The organism is Pseudomonas sp. MWU16-30322, assembly GCF_020515535.1.
Lineage (GTDB): Bacteria > Pseudomonadota > Gammaproteobacteria > Pseudomonadales > Pseudomonadaceae > Aquipseudomonas > Aquipseudomonas fluorescens_H.
The window spans coordinates 229826-253587 of record NZ_JAIWYL010000010.1 but is presented as its reverse complement, the minus strand read 5'-3'; the positions used below and the strand labels follow the sequence as shown (position 1 = coordinate 253587).

Genomic DNA, 23762 nt, shown 5'->3' with positions numbered 1-23762 from the left:
CGCTCTTTCAGACCGGCGGTAAAACGGCAAAAGATCGCAGCTTGCGGCAGCTCCTACAGGGTGAATACATATCCCGTGTAGGAGCTGCCGCAGGCTGCGATCTTTTGCTTTTGCTATCGCGCTACATCAACTAGCCGAACGCACCGCGCCTTGCGCTTCACCGGTCGGCTGCAACTTGAACACGTAGAACAACACCGTCAGCAGCACCAGGAACGCCGGCCCCACATAGAGCGCCACACGGGTGTCGGGGAAGTACGCCATCAGGCCGACCACCAGCACCAGGAACGCCAGCGCAAAGTACGAGCTGACCGGGTACAGCCACATCTTGTATTTAAGACCGGCACGTTCGCTGGCACTCAGGCCTTTGCGGAATTTGAGTTGCGCCAGCAGGATCATCACCCAGGTCCAGATCGCGCCGAAAGTCGCAATCGAGGTCACCCAGACGAAGACTTTCTCCGGCACCAGGTAGTTGAGCAGCACGCCGATCAGCAAGGCGAAAATCGACAGCAGCAACGCCCGACGCGGCACGCCGTTGGAGGTCTTGGCGAAACCGGCCGGGGCCTGGCCGTTCTGCGCCAGACTGTAGAGCATGCGCCCGGTGCTGAAGATGCCGCCGTTGCACGACGACAGTGCCGCCGTGATCACCACGAAGTTGATGATGCCGGCGGCGGTCTTGATCCCCAGACGTTCGAAGGTCATCACGAACGGGCTGCCCTGGGTGCCGATTTCGTTCCACGGGTAGATCGACAGGATCACGAACAGCGCGCCGACGTAGAACAGCAGAATGCGCCAGAACACCGAGCCGATCGCATCGGGAATGGTTTTCTGCGGGTTCTTCGCTTCACCGGCGGTCAGGCCGATCATCTCGACACCGAGGTAGGCGAACATGACCATTTGCAGGGACATCAGCACACCGGTCACGCCGTTGGGCATGAAGCCGCCGTGGGCCCACAGGTTGGAAATCCCCAGTGCCACGCCGTCGTTGCCGAAACCGAAGGCGATCACGCCGATGCCGCCAATCACCATGGCGATGATGGTGACGATCTTGATCAGGGCGAACCAGAACTCGAATTCACCGAAGGCTTTTACCGCGATCAGGTTGATCGAACCCATGCTGACCAGCGCCGCGAGGGCCCAGATCCAGCGCGGTACATCGGGGAACCAGATGCCCATGTACACGGCGACGGCGGTGATTTCCGCGACGCAGGTCACCAGCCACAGGAACCAGTAGTTCCAGCCGGTGAGAAAGCCCGCCAGCGGGCCGAGGTAGTCCTGGGCGTAGCGGCTGAACGAACCGGCCACCGGGTTGTGCACGGCCATTTCGCCGAGGGCGCGCATGATCACCAGGATCGCCAGGCCGCCGAGAATGTACGACAGCATGATCGCCGGACCGGCCATTTCAATGGCCTTGGCCGAACCCAGGAACAGGCCGACGCCGATACAGGCGCCGAGCGCCATCAGGCGGATATGCCGTTCACCGAGTTCGCGTTTGAGCGGGCCGCCGTGAGCGGACTCGCCATGGGGCAGGTGATTGCCGACTGGCATAGGGATACAACCTCGTCTTGTTATTGGATATGACCACCGAGTGGCGAAGCGTCGGCCGATAGGCCTCATCTTCCCGAAACCGCATCCACCTCGTGGGCAGACACGTCTCGCAGGTCCCGACCTGCAAGATCAGCGGGGCGTGCAGTATAAAAAGCTTGTGACAGGGCTTTTCACTCTATAAGCAACAACATTCAGCGGGAACTCTCGGCGCAAAGCCGGTTTACGGAGAGGCATTAACTGCTTTACGTAGGAATAGTCGCCACCAAAAAGGCCGGCGAGTATTGCACAGCGTTGGTGCATCGTCATGTACCTGCTTTGGTGGTATTGCGCAGGGGGATGGCTCTATTCAGGCTGTTTCGATGAACTTGACGGTCTAGCCCCCTGTGGCGAGGGAGCTTGCTCCCGCCCGGCTGCGAAGCAGTCGTAAAACCTGCGTACGCGGTTTTTCAGAAAGATCGCGATTACAGGGATTGGGGCTGCTACGCAACCCAGCGGGAGCAAGCTCCCTCGCCACAGAAGGCGCGACATCTGGATGTTTTCGGAAACTTCGTACAGCCATTGAAATCGCAAAGGACGCACGGAATGCGTAAACACCTACATTCACATCGGCTTCGCCGTGGGCGCTGTTCGGAATACGGACGTGCTTATCTGATTACCGCCGTGGTGTATCAGCGCCGCAGGATCTTCAGCGATTGGCAGATGGGGCGTTTATTGGTAGCGGAGCTCAGGCGAGCTCATGACCAACGATGGGTGGACTCGATTGCCTGGGTGGTGATGCCTGATCACTTCCACTGGCTGGTCCAACTGGAGGAAATGCATATGGAAGGCCTGATGCAGGCAGTGAAATCCCGCAGTACATTGTCGATCAATCGCACCCTGAATCGAAAAGGCGCGTTCTGGCAAACCGGCTTCCACGACCGTGCCATCCGTGATGGCGAAGACTTGAAACCGTTTGCCCGTTACATCATCGCCAATCCCCTGCGCGCCGGATTGGTGGAGCGGATTGGCGACTACCCGCTCTGGGACGCCTGCTGGCTCTAAAGCTCCCACTCCCCCTGTGGCGAGGGAGCTTGCTCCCGCTCGGCGGCGCAGCCGTCGTAATACCCGCGCACGCGGTGTTTCAGACAAATTGCGACTACAGGGATTGGGACTGCTGCGCAGTCCAGCGGGAGCAAGCTCCCTCGCCACAGGTGCAGTTTTCTTCAGAAACCACCCCACTCAAACCCCGCACTTTTTTTTCCCCATCACCAACCACCGTCTAAGCTTCAGTCAAGTCCGATCAATCTGCGTGAATGGATCAATCGACTATGGGCGCTTTGTGGCAAACCGATTCGAGTAAAGCCGTGGTTCCGACTGAACGTGTGGATGAAGCGCCTATCCCCCCAAAAAAACGCCGCAACCGGCATGGCTGGAAGGCGTTCTGGTTATTGCTGCTGATTATCGCGGTTGTGGTGGGTCTGGCCGCGAACAAGGAAATGCGCACCTCGCGCTTTCAGTCCAGGGAGCTGAGCCAATACGCCGCCTCGCTCAAATATCAGCTGGAACCCGGCCCCAGCGAAGCGATCCGCTATCCGGGCAACGGGCCGTTCGATCTGCGTCTGGGCTACAGCTCCCTCGATGAATTCCTGCCGCGCCTGCTCAAGCGCGACTATGTGATCACCGAGCAGACACGGTTTTCTCCGGCGCTGCTCAGCTACACCGACAAGGGCCTGTTCGTGCCCTATTCGGAAAAGATCCAGGCCGGGCTGTCGATCACCGATTGCCGCGCCGCGCCGTTGTATCAGTACAAGTATCCGCAGCAGCTGTATTCGAGTTTCGCGGCGATTCCGCCGGTGGTGGTCAGCAGTTTGCTGTTCATCGAAAACCGCTTTCTGCTCGACCCCAAACAACCGCTGGCCAACCCGGCGGTGGACTGGCCGCGTTTCGGCATGGCCGCGTGGTCTCAGGTAGCGAAGTTGCTGCACCTGCCGGGGCAATCGGCGGGTGGCAGTACCCTGGCGACACAGCTGGAAAAGTACCGGCACTCGCCCGATGGCCTGACGGTGTCTGGCGCCGAGAAGATCCGCCAGATGATCTCCGCCAGCGTGCGCGCCTATCAACCCGGCCCCGAAACCCTCGGCGCACGGCAGAACATCATCCGCGACTACCTCAACAGCGTGCCGCTCTCCGCCGTGCCGGGGCATGGCGAGGTACACGGCATGGCCGAAGGTTTGCGGGTCTGGTACGGCAGCGATTTCAACAAGGCCAATGAACAATTGAACAGCCCGGCCACCGATCCGAAAACCATGGCCGACAAAGGTCTGGCCCTGCGCGAAATGCTCTCGCTGATGATCGCCCAGCGCCGCCCTTCGCATTACCTGACCAAGGGCCGTGAAGAACTCGCCGACCTCACCGACAGCCACTTGCGCCTGCTCAAACAGAACGGCGTGATCGACAGCGCGCTGGCCGATGCCGCGCTGGCGAGCAAGGTCACTTACCGCGACTGGCAGACCCAGCCGACCATTCAGCCGATCGAAACCAACAAGGGCATCAGCGTCGCTCGCAGCCGTCTGGCAACGATGCTCAATCGCCCACTGTACGACCTCGATCGCCTCGACCTGTCGGCCACCAGCACTTTGCAGGGCGATCTGCAGACCCAGGCCACCGAGTACCTGAAAAAACTCGCCGAACCCGCGTTTGCCGGGCAGATCGGTTTGATCGGCGAACGCCTGCTCACCCCCACCAGCACCACCCAGGTGCGCTACAGCTTCACCCTGTTCGAACTGACCCCGGACGGCTCGCGAGTGCGCGTGCAGACCGACAGCACCGACCAGCCGTTCGACATCAACGAAGGCAGCAAACTGGAGCTCGGGTCGACGGCGAAGATGCGCGTGCTCACCACGTACCTGCAGATCATCTCCGAGCTGCACGACAAGTACGGCGCCATGACGGTGCCGGAGCTGAAGAAAGTCGAGGTGCCGGATCAGGACCGCCTCAGCCAGTGGGTGATCGACTACCTGATCCAGAACAAGGACCACGACCTGTCGAAAATGCTCGGCGCCGCGCTCGACCGCAAATATTCGGCCAGCCCCGGCGAGGCGTTCTTCACCGGTGGCGGCCTGCATGTGTTCCACAACTTCCGCAAGGAAGACAACGGCCGTATGCCGAGCTTGCGCGATGCCCTGCGCGAGTCGATCAACCTGCCGTTCATTCGCCTGATGCGTGACGTGGTGCGCTATGTCACCTACTCCGGCCCCAACAGCAGTGCGGAGTTGCTCAAGGATGACCGCGATCCGCGCCGTCAGGAATACCTGGCCAGTTTCGCCGACCGCGAAGGCACCTCGTTCCTGCTCAAGTTCTGGAAGAAGTACAAGAACAAGGACACCCCGGCGCGCCTCGACACCTTCCTCGACAGCATGCGCCCGACGCCGATCCGCATGGCCGCCGTGCACCGCTATCTGCTGCCCAACGCCAGTCAGGAAGATTTCAACAGCTTCGTGCGTTCGCACCTCAAGGGCGCCAAGCTCACCGAAAAACTCACCGATGACCGCCTCATCCGACTGTATGACGCCTACGGCCCGGGCAGCTACGATCTGCCGGATCAGGGCTTCATCGCCAAGGTTCACCCGCTCGATCTGTGGCTGATGGGCTACCTGCTGAACCACCCGGACGCCACCTTCAGCGAGATCGTCAAGGCCAGTCAGTTCGAGCGTCAGGAGGTCTACAGCTGGTTGTTCAAGAGCAAGCACAAGGGCGCCCGCGACAGTCGCATTCGCACCATGCTCGAGATCGAAGCGTTCCTGGAGATTCACCAGCGCTGGCAGAAAGTCGGCTATCCGTTCGACCATCTGGTGCCGTCGCTGGCCACCGCCATCGGCAGCTCTGGCGACCGCCCTGCCGCGCTGGCCGAGCTGATCGGCACCATCCTCAACGACGGCGTACGCATGCCGAGCCTGCGCATCGACAGCCTGCACTTTGCTGCCGGCACCCCCTATGAAACACGCCTGACCAACGACCCACACGTGGGCAAACGGGTGATGCCATCGGAGGTCGCCACGGCGATGCGCGAGGCGTTGTCGCAAGTGGTGGACTCGGGCACGGCGAAACGGGTGTCCGGCAGTTTCAAAACCGCCGACGGCACGCCACTGGTCATGGGTGGCAAGACCGGCACCGGCGACAACCGCATCGAAGCCATCGGCTCCGGCGGGCGCATTCTCAGTTCGAAGTCGATCAACCGCACCGCGACCTTCGTGTTCTACATCGGCAACAACCATTTCGGCACGCTGACCGCGTTCGTCCCCGGTCGCTCGGCGGAGAACTTCAAGTTCACCTCGGCGCTTCCGGTACAGGTGCTCAAGGGCATGGCGCCGATCCTCTCGCCGTACCTGCAACCGGGCACGCACACGATGTGCCAGGCACCGCAGGTCACTGCGGCGCGCTAAGGCATATCAGCACAGAGCCGGTGCGGTAACTGTGTATTTTTCAGCGTTCATTTTTCGAAGTGTCCGCGCCAGACCTACGCCATTCAGAGCGGGTATTTGCGCTTTTTTCGACAGCGGTCGTTGCCTAGTCTGATCGTTCCATTTCGATCAAGGACGATCAGCGCCATGCCCATCCAGCCCCTGCAAGGACCTCAGTCCGAATTGCCCCGCCCGCCCGCCGCTCCCGGCGTTCACCATGAGGTGATCGCCAAGGCCCTGCCGGCGTGGCTGCGCGAGACCAGTGTCGCGCGCGTCAACCAGCTTAAAACCCTCAAACCGGGCATCGAGCCCTGGCATCGCGACATCGCGCCCGCCGATCATCAGCACCTGCAACAGGCACTGCAGAGGGCCTGGAAGGCTCAGAACAAAGTCGACCAGGCCCTGAACAATCTGCAAGACGTCTACGCCTTTGCCAAACCGCTGCTGCAACAGGCACTGACGGCGCGCTTCGGTGTCGAGGACGATGTCGAACAGACCTGGCTGCGCCTCTACGCCCCGGTGAACACGTCCTGGTGGGTGCATGATTTCGCCGGCGCCACCAACAGCCGCACGGTCTCGCTGCTGGATGCCGCGCTGCATAACTTTTCCAGCGGCGAGGTGTTCAGCGAGGACTCGGAATTCATCAGCCGCCCGGATGCCAATGGCCACTTCACGGTCAAGCCGCTCAAGCACAAAATGCGCATCGAACAGTTCAAAACGCTGTGCCGTGAACTCGACCTCGGCGCGCGCTACCAGCAACACCTGAACGCTTTCCTGTTGCCCGGCGATGGCGTCGCACGCCAGGTTTTACGGCACAAGGTCGGGCTCAGCCAGAAGAGCGCACTGCAACTCGCCGCACGCATGGCTCTGGCGAAAAAACACATCGACGCGGACGCCTATGACGTCGTGCAAGGCATGCTCGACGACCGCCGCCATCTGCGATGGAAAGGCCGGACCGTCAGTTACTACAACCTGACGATGATGGACACCACGCTGACCGGCATCGTCCTGATCGCCCCGGATCTACTCGGCGCCCGCACGCCGGTGCCACTCATCGCTTATGTCCCCCACGACCCGGAACACCCGCTCAAGCAATACCCCTCGTCACTCGCGCTGATGGCCGAACTGACCCGGCAATTGCGCGACGCCACATCCTCTGAGAGCTACCAGAAATTCTTCAGCCAGTTTGTCGGTCAGCAGCAGCGCGGGCATTTTTTCGCGCAGCTCAATGACCGTCTGGCGCAGGTCAGATGGCAGCCGGTACAGGCCGAAGCCAATATGCCAACCTGGCGCGAAACGCCGGTGGACAACCCCAATCTGCGGTTTCGCCTGAGCAACATCCGCGACGACCGCGAGACCCGCTTCAACGGTGATCTGTGGGGGTATCTCTATCGCCAGAAGCTCAACAAGATCCTCAATGATGCCGCCGAGATCGCGATTTCCACGGCGTATGCCGACCGCATGGCCCGTTGGGCCTGGTGGGACAACCTGGAAAAAATGCTCTCGGACATCCTCAACGTCGCGTTGCTGGTGGTGACGCCGTTTATGCCGTTCCTCGGCCAGTTGATGCTCGGCTACACGATGTACCAACTGCTCGACAGCACATTCGAATGCCTGGTGGATCTGGCCGAAGGACGTAAGGCCGAGGCCGGTGAACAGGCGATTGGCGTGCTGGAAAACATCGTCCAGTTCGGCGCCTTTGCCGCGGGCACAGCCATTGGTCAGACCTTCCGGGTCAAGTTGTCGGCGTTTGTCCAGGAGATGAAACCGGTGCAATCGGCGGATGGCCGCACGCGCCTGTGGAGCCCCGACCTGACGCCCTATCACTTGCCGGAGCAGACACTGCCCGCGCACAGCCAAGCGGATGCGCAGGGCCTGCATGCAGTGGGGAACAAACAGTTGCTGAAGCTGGATGGGCAACTGTTCGAAGTGGCGAAGGACCCGGTCACCGGTGAACATCGCATCCGTCATCCGCAACGGCCCGAAGCTTATGCACCGAGCCTGACACACAACAGCGACGGCGCCTGGGTCTGTGAAACGGAGAACCCGCGCCAGTGGGAGGGAACCCTGTTGATGCGCCGCATCGGCCATCGCACCGAGGGTTTCAGCAGCACCCAGCTGGAGCACATGCGCCTGCTCACCGGCACCGACGATAATCTGCTGCGGCGTATGCACGTGGACAACACTGAGCCGCCGCCCCTGCTCAGCGACACCCTCGATCGACTCGCTGCCACACCGCCGCAGGCTTCAGCCACTGCGCTCTCGCCGGCAGCCCGCCAGTTGCTGGTGGACTGCCCGCAGTTGACCTCGACCCTCGCCGAACGCGTGGTGGCCCAGGCCACGCCGATGGAGTCGCAGGCGATCGTGGCCCAGCGGCGCCTGCCATTGCGTCTGCGCACGCTGGCGCGCGAGGTGCAATTCGAGGTGCAATCGGTGCGCGCCGCTCAGGGCTTGCAGAGCGAAGCCCTGAGCAACATCGACAGCGAACGCCTGATCCTCGGCGCGCTGCGGCACTACAGCGATACCTTCGGCACATTGCGCGTGGAAATCCGCGAGGGCAGCTTCGATGGCCCGTTGCGGTGCGAGGCCGGTGCCGCGTCCGCCGCACGGGTGCGCGTACTGGTGCGGATCGCCGCTGATCGTTATCAGGTGCGCGATGACGCCGACCAGCCGATCCATGCCCCGAGCGGTCTGTATGAAGCGATGGCGCAGGCCATCGACCATGAGGGTGGCAATGCCCTGGGCATGCGCACCCACGACGTCGAGCAGTTCCGGCAATGGGTCATCGACAAGACCCTGCCTCCCGAGGAACGCCGCACGCTGCTGGCCACCCCGCCGATCCGCCCGGTCGCTGAACACGCCACGCTGTTTCTGCTGCGCGGCCCGGCCCTGAGCAGGAACGCGGCGACTCTGCAGGAACGCATTCAGGACCTGCATCCGCACTTCAGCCCGGGCGAGGTCAATGCGTTTGCCGATGCCCTCACCGCACAGGGCGAGCCGCTCAAGGCCATCGCAACCCATGAAAACGATCTCGATGAGCTGCGGGCCATAGTCCATCGCTGGCGCTATCAGCAACCGGACAGCTGGGGACCGGGCAGCCAGGGCTTTCGCGACGGTGGCGGGCTGCATATCTACGACAGTCTGCTGGACTGCTTCGAACGCAAGAACCCGGACCTCGGCAATCGTGCCGATCCCTCGTCCTTTGCCCTCGATCTATCCCGGGAACTGCTCTCCGTGGATCTGGAAGTCTGGTGGGCGAAGCGTCCGGGGCTGAAAAAATTCCTCGATAAGGTCACGGTGCTGAAACTCGACAACACGCGGTTTTCCACCAACCCCGACGGCTTGCTCAAGGACTTTCCGAACCTGGTCGAACTCAGCGCCAAATACTGTGAGCTGACCCGTTTGCCGGAGCGCATCGGCACCACACTGCGGCGCCTCGAACGGCTGCGTCTGAGCAACAACCACATCGTGCTCGATCCGGTCGCGGTCGAACGGCTGCGCAGCCTGAGCTACCTCGAAGTGCTGAAAATGGACGACAACCCGTTGGGCCTGTCCCCCGATCTTTCACGCATGCCGCGTCTGAAGGTGGTCGTGCTGAAAAACACCGGGCTGACGACCTGGCCCGAAGGCATTCTGGCCAGACCGCGCCCCCGGGCGTTGCTGCTCGATTTGCGCGGCAACCCGCTGACGCAGATCCCCGAAGCTCCGACGGGCTCCGATGCGCAGTGGCTGGTGGCCCGCACGCGTCTGGACGTGGTGGCCCTGTCCGACATCAACCGCCTGCGCTACCAGGCCCATCGTCGGGCAATGGCCTTGCCAGAGGAGCCGTTGCTGTCCCCGGCCCCGGGGCAGAACACGGCGATCGTCTCCAACTATGGCGCCGACTATTGGAGCGATGTCCCCGGCTGGGGCGTCGACCGCGAAACCCCATGGGCGGAACTGGTGGAGGAGCCCGCCGCACAGCCATTCATGGCGACGCTGCTCAGCGTGCGTGACTTCGCCGACTACCGGGCCGATGGCGCCGCGCGCGCGCAACTGATGCAGCGCGTCTGGCGCATGCTCGACGCCGTGCACGTCGACAGCCGCCTGCGGGAAAAACTGTTCACCATGGTGGTCGCACCGGTGGACTGCGCCGATGCCGGTGCGCAGTTGTTCAATCACATGGGCATCAACGTGCTCGCCTACGAGGCCCATGCCTATTCGGTCGACCCGAAGGAGCTGGAGCTGAAACTGGTGACGCTGGCCAAGGGCGCGGCACGTCTTGAGCATGTCAACGAGATCGCCCGGGCCGACGTCGCCAGCCGCGGCGGCAACCCGGACGATGTGGAAATCTACCTGGCCTATCAGACCGGCCTGGCGAAACGCCTCGGCTTGCCGTGGCAGTCCGAAGGCATGCTGTATCGACAGGTGTCCGGCGTCAGTGACGCGATGATCGATCAGGCCTATGGCACCGTGCTGGCGCTGGGCGAAGGCGACGGTCTGGTGAACGCGATGCTCGAACTCGACTTCTGGACGCAGTACCTGGAAGAAAAGTATCCGACACGTCTGGAAAGCAACAAGCGTCGCTTCCAGGCCAACTATGACAAGCTCGAATCGCTGCGCGAAGTGCAGCGGCAGTGGAGCGAGTCGACCCAGACCGAGCAACGTAAAGCCTTGCGCGAACAGCTCCTGGACCTGATGCAGGACCTCCCCGTCCCCCCGACGGTGGTGTTCGACGAAGCGCCGATCAGCGACGCGGTGTTCGATCGATTGCTGGTTGACCTGGCCGATGACGAAAAAGAACTGGCACGCCGCCTGACCCGTGAGGCACTGCGACGCGCCGGGCTTTGATGCCGGCGTAAACTTCCACGGCCTGCCCACTGGAGGGCGGACAGGCCGGTGGATTCAGGGCGCCGCGGCATTGAAAATCAGCTGTACGTTGCCGTAGTAACTCCCCGGTTTGTAGCCACCGGCGGGCGCGATCGGCTGGATCTCCAGCACATAGCGCCCGCCGGCCCGGGCCTGCTCCGCCGAGACCACCTGGCGCGGCGACTCGTGACTGAGTTCGGTATCGGCGAAGCTGACGCGCAGATAAATGTTCTGTTCGGCGCGGCCATTGGACAGGTACGCCTGGCTGTCCAGTCGGGCCTCGATGGCACTGGTGTCGTGCCGCACGTCGAAGTGTTTGCGCAATCCACCGAGGCTTTTGCTGCTGACATTCCACGGCAGAATCTGCGCCCGATGAATCCAGTCCGTCTCGGCCGGTATGACGTAAAAACCCAGCGTCGGGATGTCCACCGACACCTCGAAGCGGTGCTCTTCGCGCGCCGCGAACAGCGTGCTGCTGAACAGCGTCAGCAGGCCCGCGCTCACGGCCATGAACGATTGTTTGATCATCTCAGGTCATCCCGTGATTAACGGCCGGCAACGCGCAAGGTTTTCTTGCTGGCGCCTTCCACCAGATTGAAGCGGTATTCGCGCCCGGGTTTCTTCTCGAACTCGAAACTGTTGCCCGCGCGCACGTGGTGCTTGGTGGTCGGTTCGCAGGCGGTTTCGTCCTTCAGTGCGCAGTTGCGAAACTCGTCGACCACGACCACGGTGTTGCCGTTGTTGCGCACGCGATAGGTGGTCGGGGTGTCTTCGATCACGCTGTCGAAACGGCTGTCTTTCGGGCGTACGAAGAACACCGTACCGAAACCGGTCATGACGTTGACCCCGGCTGACAAGGTGTTTTTGTACTGTTCGCGCTCATCGGCGGACACCGCGAACTCGTCTTCTTTTTCCGGAACCACGGGGATGAAGCGCACGCGGAAATAGCGCTCCCGGTCGCGCTCGCCCAGCAACACCAAGCGCGTGCCCTGCATGCCATTGGCCGGGACGATCAGCCGCGCCGGGCTGGCCATCAGGCCGTCACGGCTGCTCATGTCCGCCTGATTCCTGACTTCGATCTCCCGCGATTTGCCGTCGGCGTCGTAGATGATTTCGAGGATGTTGACCTTGACGAACGCGGTGCTGTCACCGCTGTTGAATACGCGCTTGAGGTAGGTGCTCTTGTCACCCTCGAGATAGTCGTACACCGTTCCGACATTGATCTGTGGAGCGGCCTGCAGGGCGAAGGACAACCCGCTCAAACCGATTGATAACAACAAACGTTTCATCACCTTGCTTCCTTGGTCATTGAACACACTGCCGACGTGGCGCTTCGATAGGCGGCCCATCAGATATCCGAATCCCAGATCACAATCACCGTGCCCCTGTAGCTGCCGCTCTCGCCGGGGCGCAGCATGGTGGCCATCGAATGGGGCGGCACTTCGAAATGCAGGACGCCGGGAGCCCGATCCACATAGAACCCGGGTTTGAAATACAGCGCGTTCTCCTCCCCCGATTTCAGGCGCAAGCGTCTTACCGGTTGGCCGGACAGGTCGGTGAGGCCATTGGGCAGACTGACACTGACGAACATCTCGGCCCGGCGATTGGTCTCGGCATCCTCGATGGCACACTCGCCATTCAATCCGGGCCCGCACATCATTTGCATCTTGAACCGCGACGAGGCCGAGATAGTGAACGTCTGGTCACGGAACAGGCTCACCGGCCGCCGCCCGGCCTGCAGCCAGCCCTGCCAGCCGCCGGCGGGCACCAGGCGGACTTTTTCACCGCCGGGCGGGATATCGACCTTCAGGGTGTGCCGGACATCCAGATTGAAATTCAGGGTCAGCGATGAACTGCTGGGCATCATCACGTCACCGAAATCGAAGTCGGAATTCGGGCCGACGCTGTAGGTCAGATCGCCGGTGTAGTGCCCCGACGACATGCCCAACGGGTTGGGCGTTTCCAGTTCATAGGCAAAATCGAGGAAATCCAGGCGCAACCACGGCACATCGAACTTCGCCTGTTTGGTACAGGCAGTGGCCGACGGGGTTTTCCAGAAAAATGCGTAGGATTCGGCGGTGTACCAGCCCACACCACTGTACTGACAGGGCGCCGGCGCGTTGACCCAACTCGATCCCCATAAAAGGTTATGCGCGAGGCGATAGTCATCGGCGCCACCCACCAGTTTCATCACGTCCTCGGTCACGTAGCGCGAACCGATCCCGACAATCCTTACCCTGACGGTTTCCGGCTCGCGGGTGCTCTCGTGATAGACCGTCAGCTCACGCCATTGGGTGGGCACCTGAAATGTCGCACCCTGCCGTGGCGAAGGGTGATTGGCCATGATCGGCACACGCGAATCGAACTGGATCGGCACCTGCAAACTGAATATTTCGTTCTGTTCGCACTGCGCCGGATCGTAGGTGCAATAGCCGCTGGGTGGCGTGGTGTTAACGAACTTGTTGCGATGTGGATAAGACGAGTCCGGCCTGAATTCGGCCGTGATGGACACCTGTTCGGCGTGACTCGGAGAAGCCGTGATCGCGGCCAGCGCAAGGGCTGGCAACCAGCGACGACGGAGTGTGGTCAGGCGTGCGACGTTCATGTCTGGAAAAATCTCCTCTGGCAGGCCGAAATCAACCCGCGGTCTCGGCCTTGTGGGTGGCCTCGGCCAACGTGTCCGGCGAACAACGCAAATCACCGATCATCAGCACGTTGTTTTCACGACGGTGGCTGTCGATATCGAGCCGGAACCGGCAAAGCAATTGATCGGCGTAGCGCACCTCGAGCGTCGGTGAGCCGGCGTGCATTTCCATCGAGAAAAATCCGTCGACTTCGCTGACCCCACGGCTGGCGTGATTGATCACGTGGTGGCCCTTGAGCGGCCGGCCCTGCGGGTCGAGCAGGCGCCCGAGCACGGTGACGGTTTGCATCACGCGGACCTTGCGGTACTCCACGCCGCCCTTGTTCAGGTGATAGCGGGTACGGGCCGGCTCGATGCTGGCCGCCGGGACGTGATTGCCTTCGAAGTCGAAGCTCACCGAGCTGTTGCGATACGCCGTGAGCGGGATGAAATTGCGCCCCGGGCGCAGCGCCGCGCTGCCGCCACTGAGGTCGTCGGCGCGCAGGGCGACGTCGGTGATATCCGACTCGACATCGACGATCATCCCGGCGCCGCGGCCCTGATGCTGACTGGTCAGCACCAGCCGCTGAGCGCCGACGATCACGCTGCTGTCGAGGTTCACGCCACCGGTGAAGTTGCCGTTATAGGACGAGCGCTGCAGGAAGCCGTCGCCATTGATCCAGTCGGTTCGGAAGTTGGCCAGGCTGGCCAGACCAACGCCGTAGGTATCGCTCAGCGCCGTGAGCGAAACGCTCTGCAGCACGTGATCCTGCCAGTCCTTGCGATAGCCGAGCGAGGCGTTGTTGTCGCGCCCGCCATCGCGTGCCGTGCGGCTGCCGATGCTGCCCGAGACCTGCTGGCCGGGGCCGCCCAGTGCCATGCTGATGCTCAGGTCGACCCCGCGATTGCGTGCATCGCCGCTGCTGTAGCTGCCCGGCCGATCGAACAGCGACAACCGCCAGTTGGCATCGCTGCCGAACAGCTCGGTGCGTTGGCTCCAGCCAAGGTCCATGCCCACGCCTTCGACGTTGCCTTCACTGTGCGAAACCCGTGCGCTCAACGAATTCTTACGGCTGAGGCGATGGTTGATCGCCAGCGACGAATTGCTGGTTTCGCCGATGAACACATTGCGCTGACGCACGCGGGTGCCGTCGGGCAGCGTGTCGTAACTGTTGCGGGTGTCGAGCCAGCTGCGGTTGTGGCTGATCACCAGGCTGCCGGCGCCGTAGTTGTACAGGCCCTGCACATCGGCGCCGGTGCCGTGATCCTCGGTCTGATAGAGGTTGGCGAAAAAGCTGACGCTGTCGGCCAGGCTCCAGTCGATCGAGGTGCCGTACTGCAAGGTGTCGCGCACCTGACGTGCCGACAACCCGAGGATCACTCGCGGGTGCAGCAGGTAGTTGAGCGCGGCGCCGGCGGTGAATTCACCGCTGTCCTGTTCGTCCCAGTTGCTGAGCAATTTGCTTTCCTGCCCGGCGAACAGGTTGTAGCGCCAGCGCTCGTCGAGGTTGCGCCAGTTCACCGGTTTGTACACCAGTTCCTGGGTGGTCGAGGTGGTCTGGCCGTCTTCGATCAGCCGCACTTCGACCTCGTAGATGCCGCCGGGCAACGGCCGGGTGTCGAGGGTCTGCAGGCCGGCAGTGACTGACTGGGTGTTGATCAGCAGGCCATCGCGATAGATCTCCACCGACGCCTGGCGATTGGCCGTGACGAAAATCGGGTACACGCTGGGGCGCGGGCTGTCGACAGCGAGGCTGTCGGAGCTGCCGTACATCACGCCCACCGCCGTGTCCGGGCTGGTGCCGAACGACCGTGGCTGGCGGGTCAGTCCTTCGGAATTGGGGGTGAAATAGCCCAGACGGAAAAAACTGCCCTGCAGTTCACGCTGGGTATAGAGCTCGTGTACCGCGTGATAGGTCTGGGTGTCCGGCCCGCCGAGGCGCGCCAGCTGCATGTTGAAGGACTGGCTCCAGTTGCCGAGGCTGGCACTGGCTTCCAGACCGAAACGGCCACCCAGATCCTGATCCTGGCCACCGTTGAGGTTGAGCTGATTGCGCAGCATCAGACCGCTGCTGCCGCCCTCCGGCTGCTCATGGAAACGTTGCGCCTGCAAATCACGCTCGGCGTTTTCCGTGACGATCGACAGCAGCGAGCTTTCGAGGTTGTAGTGCACCGCCAGCAGTTGCTCCGGGCATTGGCCGCTGCAACTTCCCAGGGCGATCCCGGGTTTGAGGATGCTCGCCCAGGTTTCACGCTCGACGGCACTGATGCGACTGTCACTGGTGTCGGTGAAGTCGAGCAGGGTAATGCGGTCGTCACGCGACAAGACGATCATTGCCTCGCCAAGAGGTTGCTGATCAAGTTCTACGCGAACAGCCAATGGAACATCAAAGAAGTGCTCTTCAAAGTCTGCCGGCAACCCTTTGGCCTGGGCCAACAAACTTCGCGGCGTATTATCAACGGATGCGGGCGCCGCGAGTACGCCGCTGCAAGTCAGCAACGCAAGCGCAGCCGCGATGGGCGTCATCGGAAACATGAACGAATACTCTGATTACCGGAAAGTAAAAGTCCGGCCGGACAACTTTAAAGTTGCAAGTTGCCGACCGGTTACGCCACTTGAACAAGTAACGTCAGGTATTGCCGTTATACCTCAGACCGAAGGTTCCACGACCAGCATGACCACGCCGGTGTAGTCGCCAGGCGCGGGTTTGGCACCGGTAGCGCTGATCTTGAAGGGTGCGCGATAGCGCGTATTGGACTCGGTGTCACCGACCACTTCCTGAGAGAGGGTGGTCAGCGTCTTGCCGTTGAGTTCGACCTTCAGATCGACGGTTTTGTTGCCGGCAATCAGCTTCGGCACGCCTTCCAGACGGGCGTGAACCTTGCCGGCGGTGTGCAGCACGTCGAAGTGACCGTTGACCTCGCGCATCGAATCGGTGGACGGGTTGTAGCTCATGTCCTGATCCTTGTTGACCAGGTCGGCATCCACCGGCACCGCGTAGAAGTCATCAGGCGGCACGTGCGCCACGATGCTGATCGAGTGCTTGGCTTCGGTGGCGGCAAACGCCATCGAGGCGCTCATGGCCAATACGGTCAGAGGGGCGGCAAAGGCGAGTTTCTTGAGCATCATTGAATACCTGTCTTATATAAATTAGTTGATTCATCGAAAGATCAAGATGAGCACAACAGTCACGAGCAGTTAGTGACTCACCGTTAACTTTCAACGCCGAGGCATGGTCAACCAATTTATATTTAAAGTAAGCAGGCAATGTCCTGCGACCTTGTAGCCTGAGCGCCATTAGATGAGAGAGAAAAAACCGCGAAAATCAGGAAAGTTCCTGTTCAACTGTAAGAGACAGGCTACAACGCGCCACCCGGGTGACTCTACGCGCCAGAACTTTGCGGCAACTTCCGTAAGACCGATACCACACTTTCCCGAGATTAAAGGGCGAAACCGGACATTAGAGAGTTAGCACTAAACTGCGCCTTTGCCGCGGGATTTAATACCGGTTTTTTTTGATCGTTTTCCGGTTTTTGCGCCTGCGGATTCGATGAATCAGATCTGCACCGTTGGTCAGGACCCCTTGCGCCGGCGTAAAGATATATCTTAAGTTGTATCTAAACACGACGAGAGAGAAGGCAAAAATGAGAGACCATCATTCCCCCCACCATCACCGCGAACACGGCGACGGCCGTGACGGCTTCGAAAAGCGCCCCGGCCGTGAACGGGGCGGGCGCGGCCCACGGGTCTTCGCCCCCGGTGATCTGAAATTGCTGCTGCTGGCGCTGATCGCCGAGCAGCCCTGCCATGGCTATGACCTGATTCGCCAGATCGAAGGCATGTTCGATGGCGCTTACAGCCCCAGCCCCGGCGTGATCTACCCGACCCTGACGTTCCTCGAAGAAAGCGACCTGATCAGCGGCGACGCCGAGGCCGGCAAAAAACGCTACAGCGTGACCGAGGCCGGTCGTTTGTCTTTAAGCGAGCAAGCGGTAGCGCTGGACGGCGTGCGCATGCGCATCGACGTCAGCAAGCGTTCACTGCGCGGCCATGACCGGCCGCCGGAAATCCACGAGGCGGTGCACAACCTGCGCCACGCCTTGCAGCTGCACCACGGACGCTGGAGCGCGGAAGAAATCCAACGGGTTGCCGCGCTGCTCAACGACACCGCCAAAGCCATCGTCGACGGCCCTGCCGTTCAATTTGCCCCGGAGAAAGCCGAATGACTGCAGTCGATACGCAAACCATTCACCGTGTGATGCACGAAATCAAACGCCGCAAACTGCAAGTGCTGCGCGTGGTCGACCTGACCCCGCGCATGCGCCGCATCACCCTCGGCGGGCCGGAGCTGGCCGGGTTCATCAGCCTGGGCACGGACGATCACGTCAAGCTGCTGTTCCCGCAGAACGCCGAACAAACCGCTGCGCTGGAAACCATGGTGCTCGGCGCCGGCAAGGACAACGGCCCGCTGCCCGAGATGCGCGACTACACCCCGCGCCGCTACGACCTGGAAAAACTCGAGCTGGACATCGACTTCGTCCTGCACGGCGACGGCCCTGCCTCGACCTGGGCTGAACAGGCCAGACCCGGGCAATTCCTGCATATCGGCGGGCCACGCGGTTCGATGATCGTGCCGGACATCTTCGACAGCTACCTGCTGATCGGCGACGAAACCGCCCTGCCCGCTATCGCCCGCCGCCTCGAAGGTCTGGCGGCCAATCGCAAGGCGCTGGTGGTGATCGAAGTGGAGAACGGTGCCGAGCAACAAGTGCTGGAGAGTGCGGCGCAGGTCAATGTGATCTGGGTGTTGCGCGAGGGCGGCAAGGACAACCTGCTGACCACGGTCAAAGAGCTGCAGGTGCCCAAGGGCAATCTGTATGCGTGGGTGGCGACCGAGACCAAGGTCTCGCGGCAGATCCGTCGGGTGCTGCTGGATGAGCATGGGCTCAATGAACAGTTCGTCAAAGCCGTCGGCTACTGGCGGGCTGAGGGTTCGGCAGAAGAGTGATTTGCCCTTGTGGGAGCGGGCTTGCTCGCGAATGCGGTCGATCATTCAACCATGATGTTGACTGACCTGACGCCTTCGCGAGCAAGCCCGCTCCCACTTTGACCTTTTAACTTCGTCCTGACTGCCAGCGGTCGACCCCGATCACCAGCAAGCCAATCAGCACAAACCCCACCAATATCCCTCCGGCATTGATGAACACCTGTGCATAACCGAGCATCGCCACATCGATGAACGGATACGCATACGCGCCGAGCAGATGCCCGCGCAGCAGCGCGTAAACGAAGTACAGCAGCGGATAGATCAGCCACAGCGCCAGGTGCTTCAGGCGCAACGTGCCCTTCGGTACGAAAAACCACCAGTAGCCAAGAAACAGCAACGGCATCACGTCGTGCAGCAATTCATCGGCAATAAACTGCCAGCCTTCGGGGTGCCATAGATGCCGCAGCAAAATGCTGTAGGCCAGCCCCACCACGGCAATGCTCACCGCCACCCCACTGCTGACCCATGGCTGCAGAAACCAGCGTTGCGCAGCGGATTCACGCCGGGTGATCGCGCAGGTCAGCACCGTCGCCACCAGCGTGTTGGTCAACACCGTGAAGTAACTGAAGAAACTCACCAGCCCGCCCAGCAGGCTGGCATCGACACTCAGTCGCGCAAGGAAAATCAGGTACAGCTGAATGCTCAATCCGCTCCAGCCGAGGATGGCAATGAACGTGATCAGGCGTCGCCGCGAAACGGCGTTCATCTCAGAGCGGACGCTTGGTGCGCATCAGTTTCACGTACAAGCGCTCGACCTTCTCCCGCGCCCACGGGGTTTTGCGCAGGAACGTCAGGCTCGACTTGATGCTCGGGTCGCTCTTGAAGCAGCGGATATCGATGCGCTCGGCCAACCCCGACCACTCGTAATGCGCCACCAGCGCATTGAGGATCTGTTCAAGGGTTACGCCATGCAGCGGATCGGGAGTGTGGTCGTTCATGCCAGGCCTTTGGACGGAGTGAAAATGCACAAGCCGCGCACCTTAGCCGAGGGGCCGGTCAGGTGGAAGGCCTTGCATCAAATGTAGGCCAACCCGAGAAGATCGCAGCCTGCGACCATCGCCACAATGCGCCCGTTTGCCGCACTGTTACCGAATCCGAAACGCTGCATGTCTGCAAAAGCCCTTTGTCTTTTTGTTACAGATCATTATCCTGCCGCCCTTCAGCTGAATCGCTTCACTGCCTGCGTCAAATTGAAGCGCTCGGTTTACCCCCGTAAAACACCAAAAAAAGACTGACCCATGCCTGATTTTTCCTTCTCCCGAGACAGCGCTATCTCAACCCTGCGCCTGCTCGGCGGCTGCACCGCGCTCGGCTTCGCCACCTACGCCCAGGCGGCCCCCGCCTTCGATAGCGACTCACCGTGGATGCTCGGTGACTGGAACGGCACGCGTACCGAGCTGGCGGAAAAAGGCTACGACTTCAAACTCGATTACACCGGCGAAATGGGCAGCAACCTGCACGGCGGCTACGACCACGATCGCACCGCGCGCTACAGCGATCAGTTCGGTCTGGGCACGCACCTGGACCTGCAAAAAATCCTCGGCTGGGACGACGCCGAATTTCAGCTGACCATCACCAAGCGCAGCGGCAACAACATCAGCAACGACCGGATCAACGATCCACGTGTTGGCGGCTTCACCTCGGCCCAGGAAGTCTGGGGCCGTGGCCAGACCACGCGCCTGACGCAGATGTGGTATCAGCAGAAATTCTTCGACCAGAAGCTCGACATCAAGGTCGGCCGCTTCGGCGAAGGCGAAGACTTCAACAGCTTCCCGTGCGACTTCCAGAACCTGGCGTTCTGCGGCTCGCAGGTCGGCAACTGGGTCGGCGGCATCTGGTACAACTGGCCGGTCAGCCAGTGGGCACTGCGAGTCAAATATCACCTGACCCCGGAGCTGTACGCGCAAGTCGGCGCCTACGAGCAGAACCCGTCGAACCTTGATCGCGGCAACGGCTTCAAACTCAGCGGCAGCGGCACCCAGGGCGCCGTGTTGCCGGTGGAACTGGTGTGGACGCCGAAGCTCAACGACCTGCCGGGCGAATACCGTGCCGGTTACTACTACAGCAGCGCCAAGGCCTCTGACGTCTATAAAGACCAGAACGGCCAGCCCGCCGCACTGAGCGGCGAAGCCTACCGCAGCGCGTCGAGCAAGCACGGCGTGTGGTTCGGCGCTCAGCAGCAAATCACCAGCCTCGCCAGCGATCACTCGCGCGGCTTAAGCGTGTTCGCCAACGCGACGATGCACGACAAGAAAACCAACGCGATCGACAACTACGTGCAGGCCGGCGTGGTCTACAAAGGCCCGTTCGATGCCCGCGCCAAGGACGACATCGGTTTCGCCCTGGCCCGCGTCCACGTCAACCCGGCCTTCCGCAAGAACGCCGAAGCGAGCAATCAGGCGCACGCCGTCTACGACTATGACGACCCGTCCTTCCTGCCACCGCAGGACACCGAATACAGCGCCGAACTGTATTACGGCGTGCACGTCGCCAACTGGCTGACCGTGCGCCCGAACCTGCAATACATCCGCCATCCGGGCGGCGTGAACGAGGTCGATGACGCACTGATCGCGGGGATCAAGATCCAGTCTTCGTTCTAAAGATTTACGCAAATCCCCAAGGTGGGAGCGGGCTTGCTCGCGAAGGTGGCGTGTCAGTCGATGCATCAGCCTTCTGACACACCGCTTTCGCGAGCAAGCCCGCTCCCACAGGGGGATTTATGAAATTTGTTAGCTACACAAGTTTTATCTGAACCATACCTGCGCCCAATCGTCATCTAGAGTGACTAAAGCGCGGGACTAAATAAACGTCACGGAGAATCACACTATGAGCACTGAAAGTGCTTCGAGTCGGGGCCGTCTGTTACCGAGCCTGCTCGGCATTCTGCTTCTACTGATGGGCCTGGCCATGCTGGCCGGGGGAGTCAAGCTGAGCATGCTCGGCGGCTCGCTGTACTACCTGCTGGCCGGTATCGGCATTGCGCTGAGCGGCATTCTGTTGCTGCTGCGTCGTCGCGCAGCGCTGGGCCTGTACGCCATCGTGTTGTTCGCCAGCACGGTCTGGGCCTTGTGGGAAGTCGGTCTGGACTGGTGGCAACTGGTGCCACGTCTGGCACTGTGGTTTGTCCTCGGCATCGTGATGTTGCTGCCCTGGTTCCGTCGTCCGCTGCTGCTTGCCGGCCCGGCGCCGATGGGCACGGGTGGTCTGAGCGTGGCTGTGGTGCTGGCCGGCGTCACTGCCCTGGCCAGCCTGTTCACCCACCCCGGGGAAACCTTTGGCGAACTGGGCCGCGACACCGCGGACATGACCAGCACCGCACCGCAAATGCCTGAAGGCGATTGGCAGGCTTATGGCCGCACCGAGTTCGGTGACCGCTACTCGCCGCTGAAGCAGATCACCCCGGCCAACGTCGGCAAGCTGAAAGAGGCCTGGCGCATCCAGACCGGCGACCTGCCGACGTCTGATGACCCGGTCGAGCTGACCAACGAAAACACCCCGCTCAAAGTCAACGGCATGATCTATGCCTGCACCGCGCACAGCAAAGTGCTGGCACTGGACCCGGACACCGGCAAGGAAATCTGGCGCTTCGACCCGCAGATCAAGAGCCCGGTGGGCTTCAAGGGCTTCGCCCACATGACTTGCCGCGGCGTGTCGTACTACGACGAAGCCGCCTACGCGAAAGCTGATAACGCCGCCTCGGCCGTTATCTCCGAAGCCGGCAAAGCCGTTGCCCAGGCCTGCCCGCGTCGTCTGTACCTGCCAACCGCCGATGCACGCCTGATCGCACTGAACGCCGACACCGGCAAGATCTGCGAAGGCTTCGGCAAAAACGGCGTGGTCGACCTGACCCAAGGCATCGGCCCGTTCACCGCCGGTGGCTACTACTCCACCTCGCCGGCCGCGATTACCCGTGATCTGGTGATCATGGGCGGTCACGTCACCGACAACGAATCGACCAACGAGCCATCGGGCGTGATCCGCGCCTTCGACGTGCACGACGGCCACCTCGTGTGGAACTGGGACAGCGACAAGCCGGACGCCACCGAGCCTTTGGCGCCGGGCGAAACCTACAGCCGCAACTCGGCGAACATGTGGTCGCTGGCCAGCGTCGATGAAAAACTCGGCATGGTTTATCTGCCACTGGGCAACCAGACTCCGGACCAGTGGGGCGCCGACCGCACCCCAGGCGCCGAGAAATTCAGCGCCGGCATCGTCGCGCTGGATCTGGCCACCGGTAAAGTGCGCTGGAACTACCAGTTCACCCACCACGACCTGTGGGACATGGACGTTGGCAGCCAGCCAACCCTGCTCGACATGAAAACCGCCGACGGCGTGAAACCGGCGCTGATCGCCCCGACCAAACAGGGCAGCCTGTACGTCCTCGACCGTCGTGACGGCACGCCAATCATCCCGATCCGCGAAATCCCGGTTCCGCAAGGCGCCGTGAAAGGCGACCACACCGCTCCGACCCAGGCCCGTTCGGACCTCAACCTGCTGGCCCCGGAACTGACCGAAAAAGCCATGTGGGGCGCGAGCCCGTTCGATCAGATGCTGTGCCGCATCCAGTTCAAGGAACTGCGCTACGAAGGCCAATACACGCCTCCGTCGGAGCAAGGCAGCCTGATCTACCCGGGTAACGTCGGCGTGTTCAACTGGGGCGGCGTCTCGGTCGACCCGGTTCGCCAGATGCTGTTCACCAGCCCGAACTACATGGCCTTCGTCTCGAAGATGATCCCGCGCGCCGAAGTGGCCGCCGACAGCAAACGCGAAAGCGAAACCGCCGGTATCCAGCCAAACACTGGCGCGCCGTACGCGGTGACCATGCACCCGTTCATGTCGCCTTTCGGCGTACCGTGCCAGGCCCCGGCCTGGGGCTACGTCGCCGGTATCGACCTGACCACCGGCAAAGTCGTGTGGAAACGCAAGAACGGCACCAGCCGCGACAGCTCGCCAATCCCGATCGGCTTCACCCTTGGCGTGCCAAGCATGGGCGGCTCGATGGTGACTGCGGGCGGCGTCGGCTTCCTCAGCGGCACCCTCGACCAGTACCTGCGCGCCTACGACGTGAACACTGGTAAAGAGCTGTGGAAATCGCGTCTGCCTGCCGGCGGCCAAGCGACCCCGATGACCTACACCGGCAAGGACGGCAAGCAATACGTCCTCCTGGTGGTGGGTGGTCACGGTTCGCTGGGCACCAAGATGGGTGACTACGTGATTGCGTACAAACTGCCGGAATAAGTTTTAGCGGCGGTAATAGAA

The 23762-nt window shown here is 61.6% G+C and carries 15 protein-coding genes and 1 pseudogene; 7 read left to right on the top strand and 9 right to left on the bottom strand.

Annotated features, from left to right (window positions below; all coding sequences use genetic code 11):
- Positions 1-126: 126 nt before the first annotated feature.
- Complete coding sequence (locus tag LCH64_RS21920) at positions 127-1545, bottom strand: amino acid permease (protein WP_226501225.1); 1419 nt, start codon at positions 1543-1545, stop codon at positions 127-129.
- A gap of 582 nt (positions 1546-2127) precedes the next feature.
- On the opposite strand from LCH64_RS21920, the gene LCH64_RS21915 reads away from it, so the two are divergent.
- The 3 genes from LCH64_RS21915 (at position 2128) to LCH64_RS21905 (ending at position 10814) form a co-directional block, all read left to right on the top strand.
- On the top strand, positions 2128-2586 hold the full coding sequence (locus LCH64_RS21915) for a transposase (RefSeq protein ID WP_045122832.1): 459 nt from the start codon (positions 2128-2130) through the stop codon (positions 2584-2586).
- Between the two features lie 266 nt (positions 2587-2852).
- A complete protein-coding gene (locus LCH64_RS21910) occupies positions 2853-5966 on the top strand; it encodes a transglycosylase domain-containing protein (protein WP_226501224.1) in 3114 nt (1037 codons plus the stop codon).
- Positions 5967-6131: 165 nt separating this feature from the next.
- A complete protein-coding gene (locus LCH64_RS21905) occupies positions 6132-10814 on the top strand; it encodes a DUF6543 domain-containing protein (RefSeq protein WP_226501223.1) in 4683 nt (1560 codons plus the stop codon).
- Positions 10815-10868: 54 nt separating this feature from the next.
- On the opposite strand, the gene LCH64_RS21900 is transcribed toward LCH64_RS21905, so the two are convergent.
- The 5 genes from LCH64_RS21900 to LCH64_RS21880 all read right to left on the bottom strand — a co-directional run bounded on the left by LCH64_RS21900 (position 10869) and on the right by LCH64_RS21880 (position 16582).
- Positions 10869-11360, bottom strand: a complete 492-nt coding sequence (locus LCH64_RS21900; protein WP_226501222.1) for a CS1 type fimbrial major subunit — start codon at positions 11358-11360, stop codon at positions 10869-10871.
- Positions 11361-11377: 17 nt separating this feature from the next.
- On the bottom strand, positions 11378-12121 hold the full coding sequence (locus LCH64_RS21895; RefSeq protein ID WP_103484911.1) for a pilus assembly protein: 744 nt from the start codon (positions 12119-12121) through the stop codon (positions 11378-11380).
- Positions 12122-12180: 59 nt separating this feature from the next.
- The gene (locus tag LCH64_RS21890; RefSeq protein WP_226501221.1) at positions 12181-13437 is read right to left on the bottom strand and encodes a hypothetical protein; all 1257 of its coding nucleotides are present in this window, start codon (positions 13435-13437) and stop codon (positions 12181-12183) included.
- Positions 13438-13468: 31 nt separating this feature from the next.
- Positions 13469-15991: a CS1-pili formation C-terminal domain-containing protein gene (locus LCH64_RS21885; protein WP_226501220.1), complete on the bottom strand. Its 2523-nt coding sequence runs from the start codon at positions 15989-15991 to the stop codon at positions 13469-13471.
- Positions 15992-16105: 114 nt separating this feature from the next.
- Positions 16106-16582: a CS1 type fimbrial major subunit gene (locus LCH64_RS21880; RefSeq protein ID WP_177434765.1), complete on the bottom strand. Its 477-nt coding sequence runs from the start codon at positions 16580-16582 to the stop codon at positions 16106-16108.
- A gap of 518 nt (positions 16583-17100) precedes the next feature.
- On the opposite strand from LCH64_RS21880, the gene LCH64_RS21875 reads away from it, so the two are divergent.
- On the top strand, positions 17101-17682 hold the full coding sequence (locus LCH64_RS21875; RefSeq protein ID WP_103522173.1) for a PadR family transcriptional regulator: 582 nt from the start codon (positions 17101-17103) through the stop codon (positions 17680-17682).
- Complete coding sequence (locus LCH64_RS21870) at positions 17679-18464, top strand: siderophore-interacting protein (protein WP_226501219.1); 786 nt, start codon at positions 17679-17681, stop codon at positions 18462-18464. Before LCH64_RS21875 ends, LCH64_RS21870 begins: the two co-directional genes overlap by 4 nt.
- Positions 18465-18471: 7 nt before the next feature.
- Here LCH64_RS21870 and LCH64_RS28395 read toward each other — a convergent pair.
- The 3 genes and pseudogenes from LCH64_RS28395 to LCH64_RS21855 all read right to left on the bottom strand — a co-directional run.
- A pseudogene (locus LCH64_RS28395) lies at positions 18472-18561 on the bottom strand (metal ABC transporter ATP-binding protein); the annotation flags it as partial.
- Between the two features lie 9 nt (positions 18562-18570).
- A complete protein-coding gene (locus LCH64_RS21860) occupies positions 18571-19209 on the bottom strand; it encodes a Pr6Pr family membrane protein (protein ID WP_226501218.1) in 639 nt (212 codons plus the stop codon).
- 1 nt (position 19210) lies between these two features.
- The gene (locus LCH64_RS21855) at positions 19211-19441 is read right to left on the bottom strand and encodes a VF530 family protein (RefSeq protein WP_003227831.1); all 231 of its coding nucleotides are present in this window, start codon (positions 19439-19441) and stop codon (positions 19211-19213) included.
- 300 nt (positions 19442-19741) lie between these two features.
- On the opposite strand from LCH64_RS21855, the gene LCH64_RS21850 reads away from it, so the two are divergent.
- The gene (locus tag LCH64_RS21850) at positions 19742-21103 is read left to right on the top strand and encodes a carbohydrate porin (RefSeq protein ID WP_226501217.1); all 1362 of its coding nucleotides are present in this window, start codon (positions 19742-19744) and stop codon (positions 21101-21103) included.
- 226 nt (positions 21104-21329) lie between these two features.
- Complete coding sequence (locus LCH64_RS21845; protein ID WP_226501216.1) at positions 21330-23741, top strand: glucose/quinate/shikimate family membrane-bound PQQ-dependent dehydrogenase; 2412 nt, start codon at positions 21330-21332, stop codon at positions 23739-23741.
- Positions 23742-23762: the final 21 nt, after the last annotated feature.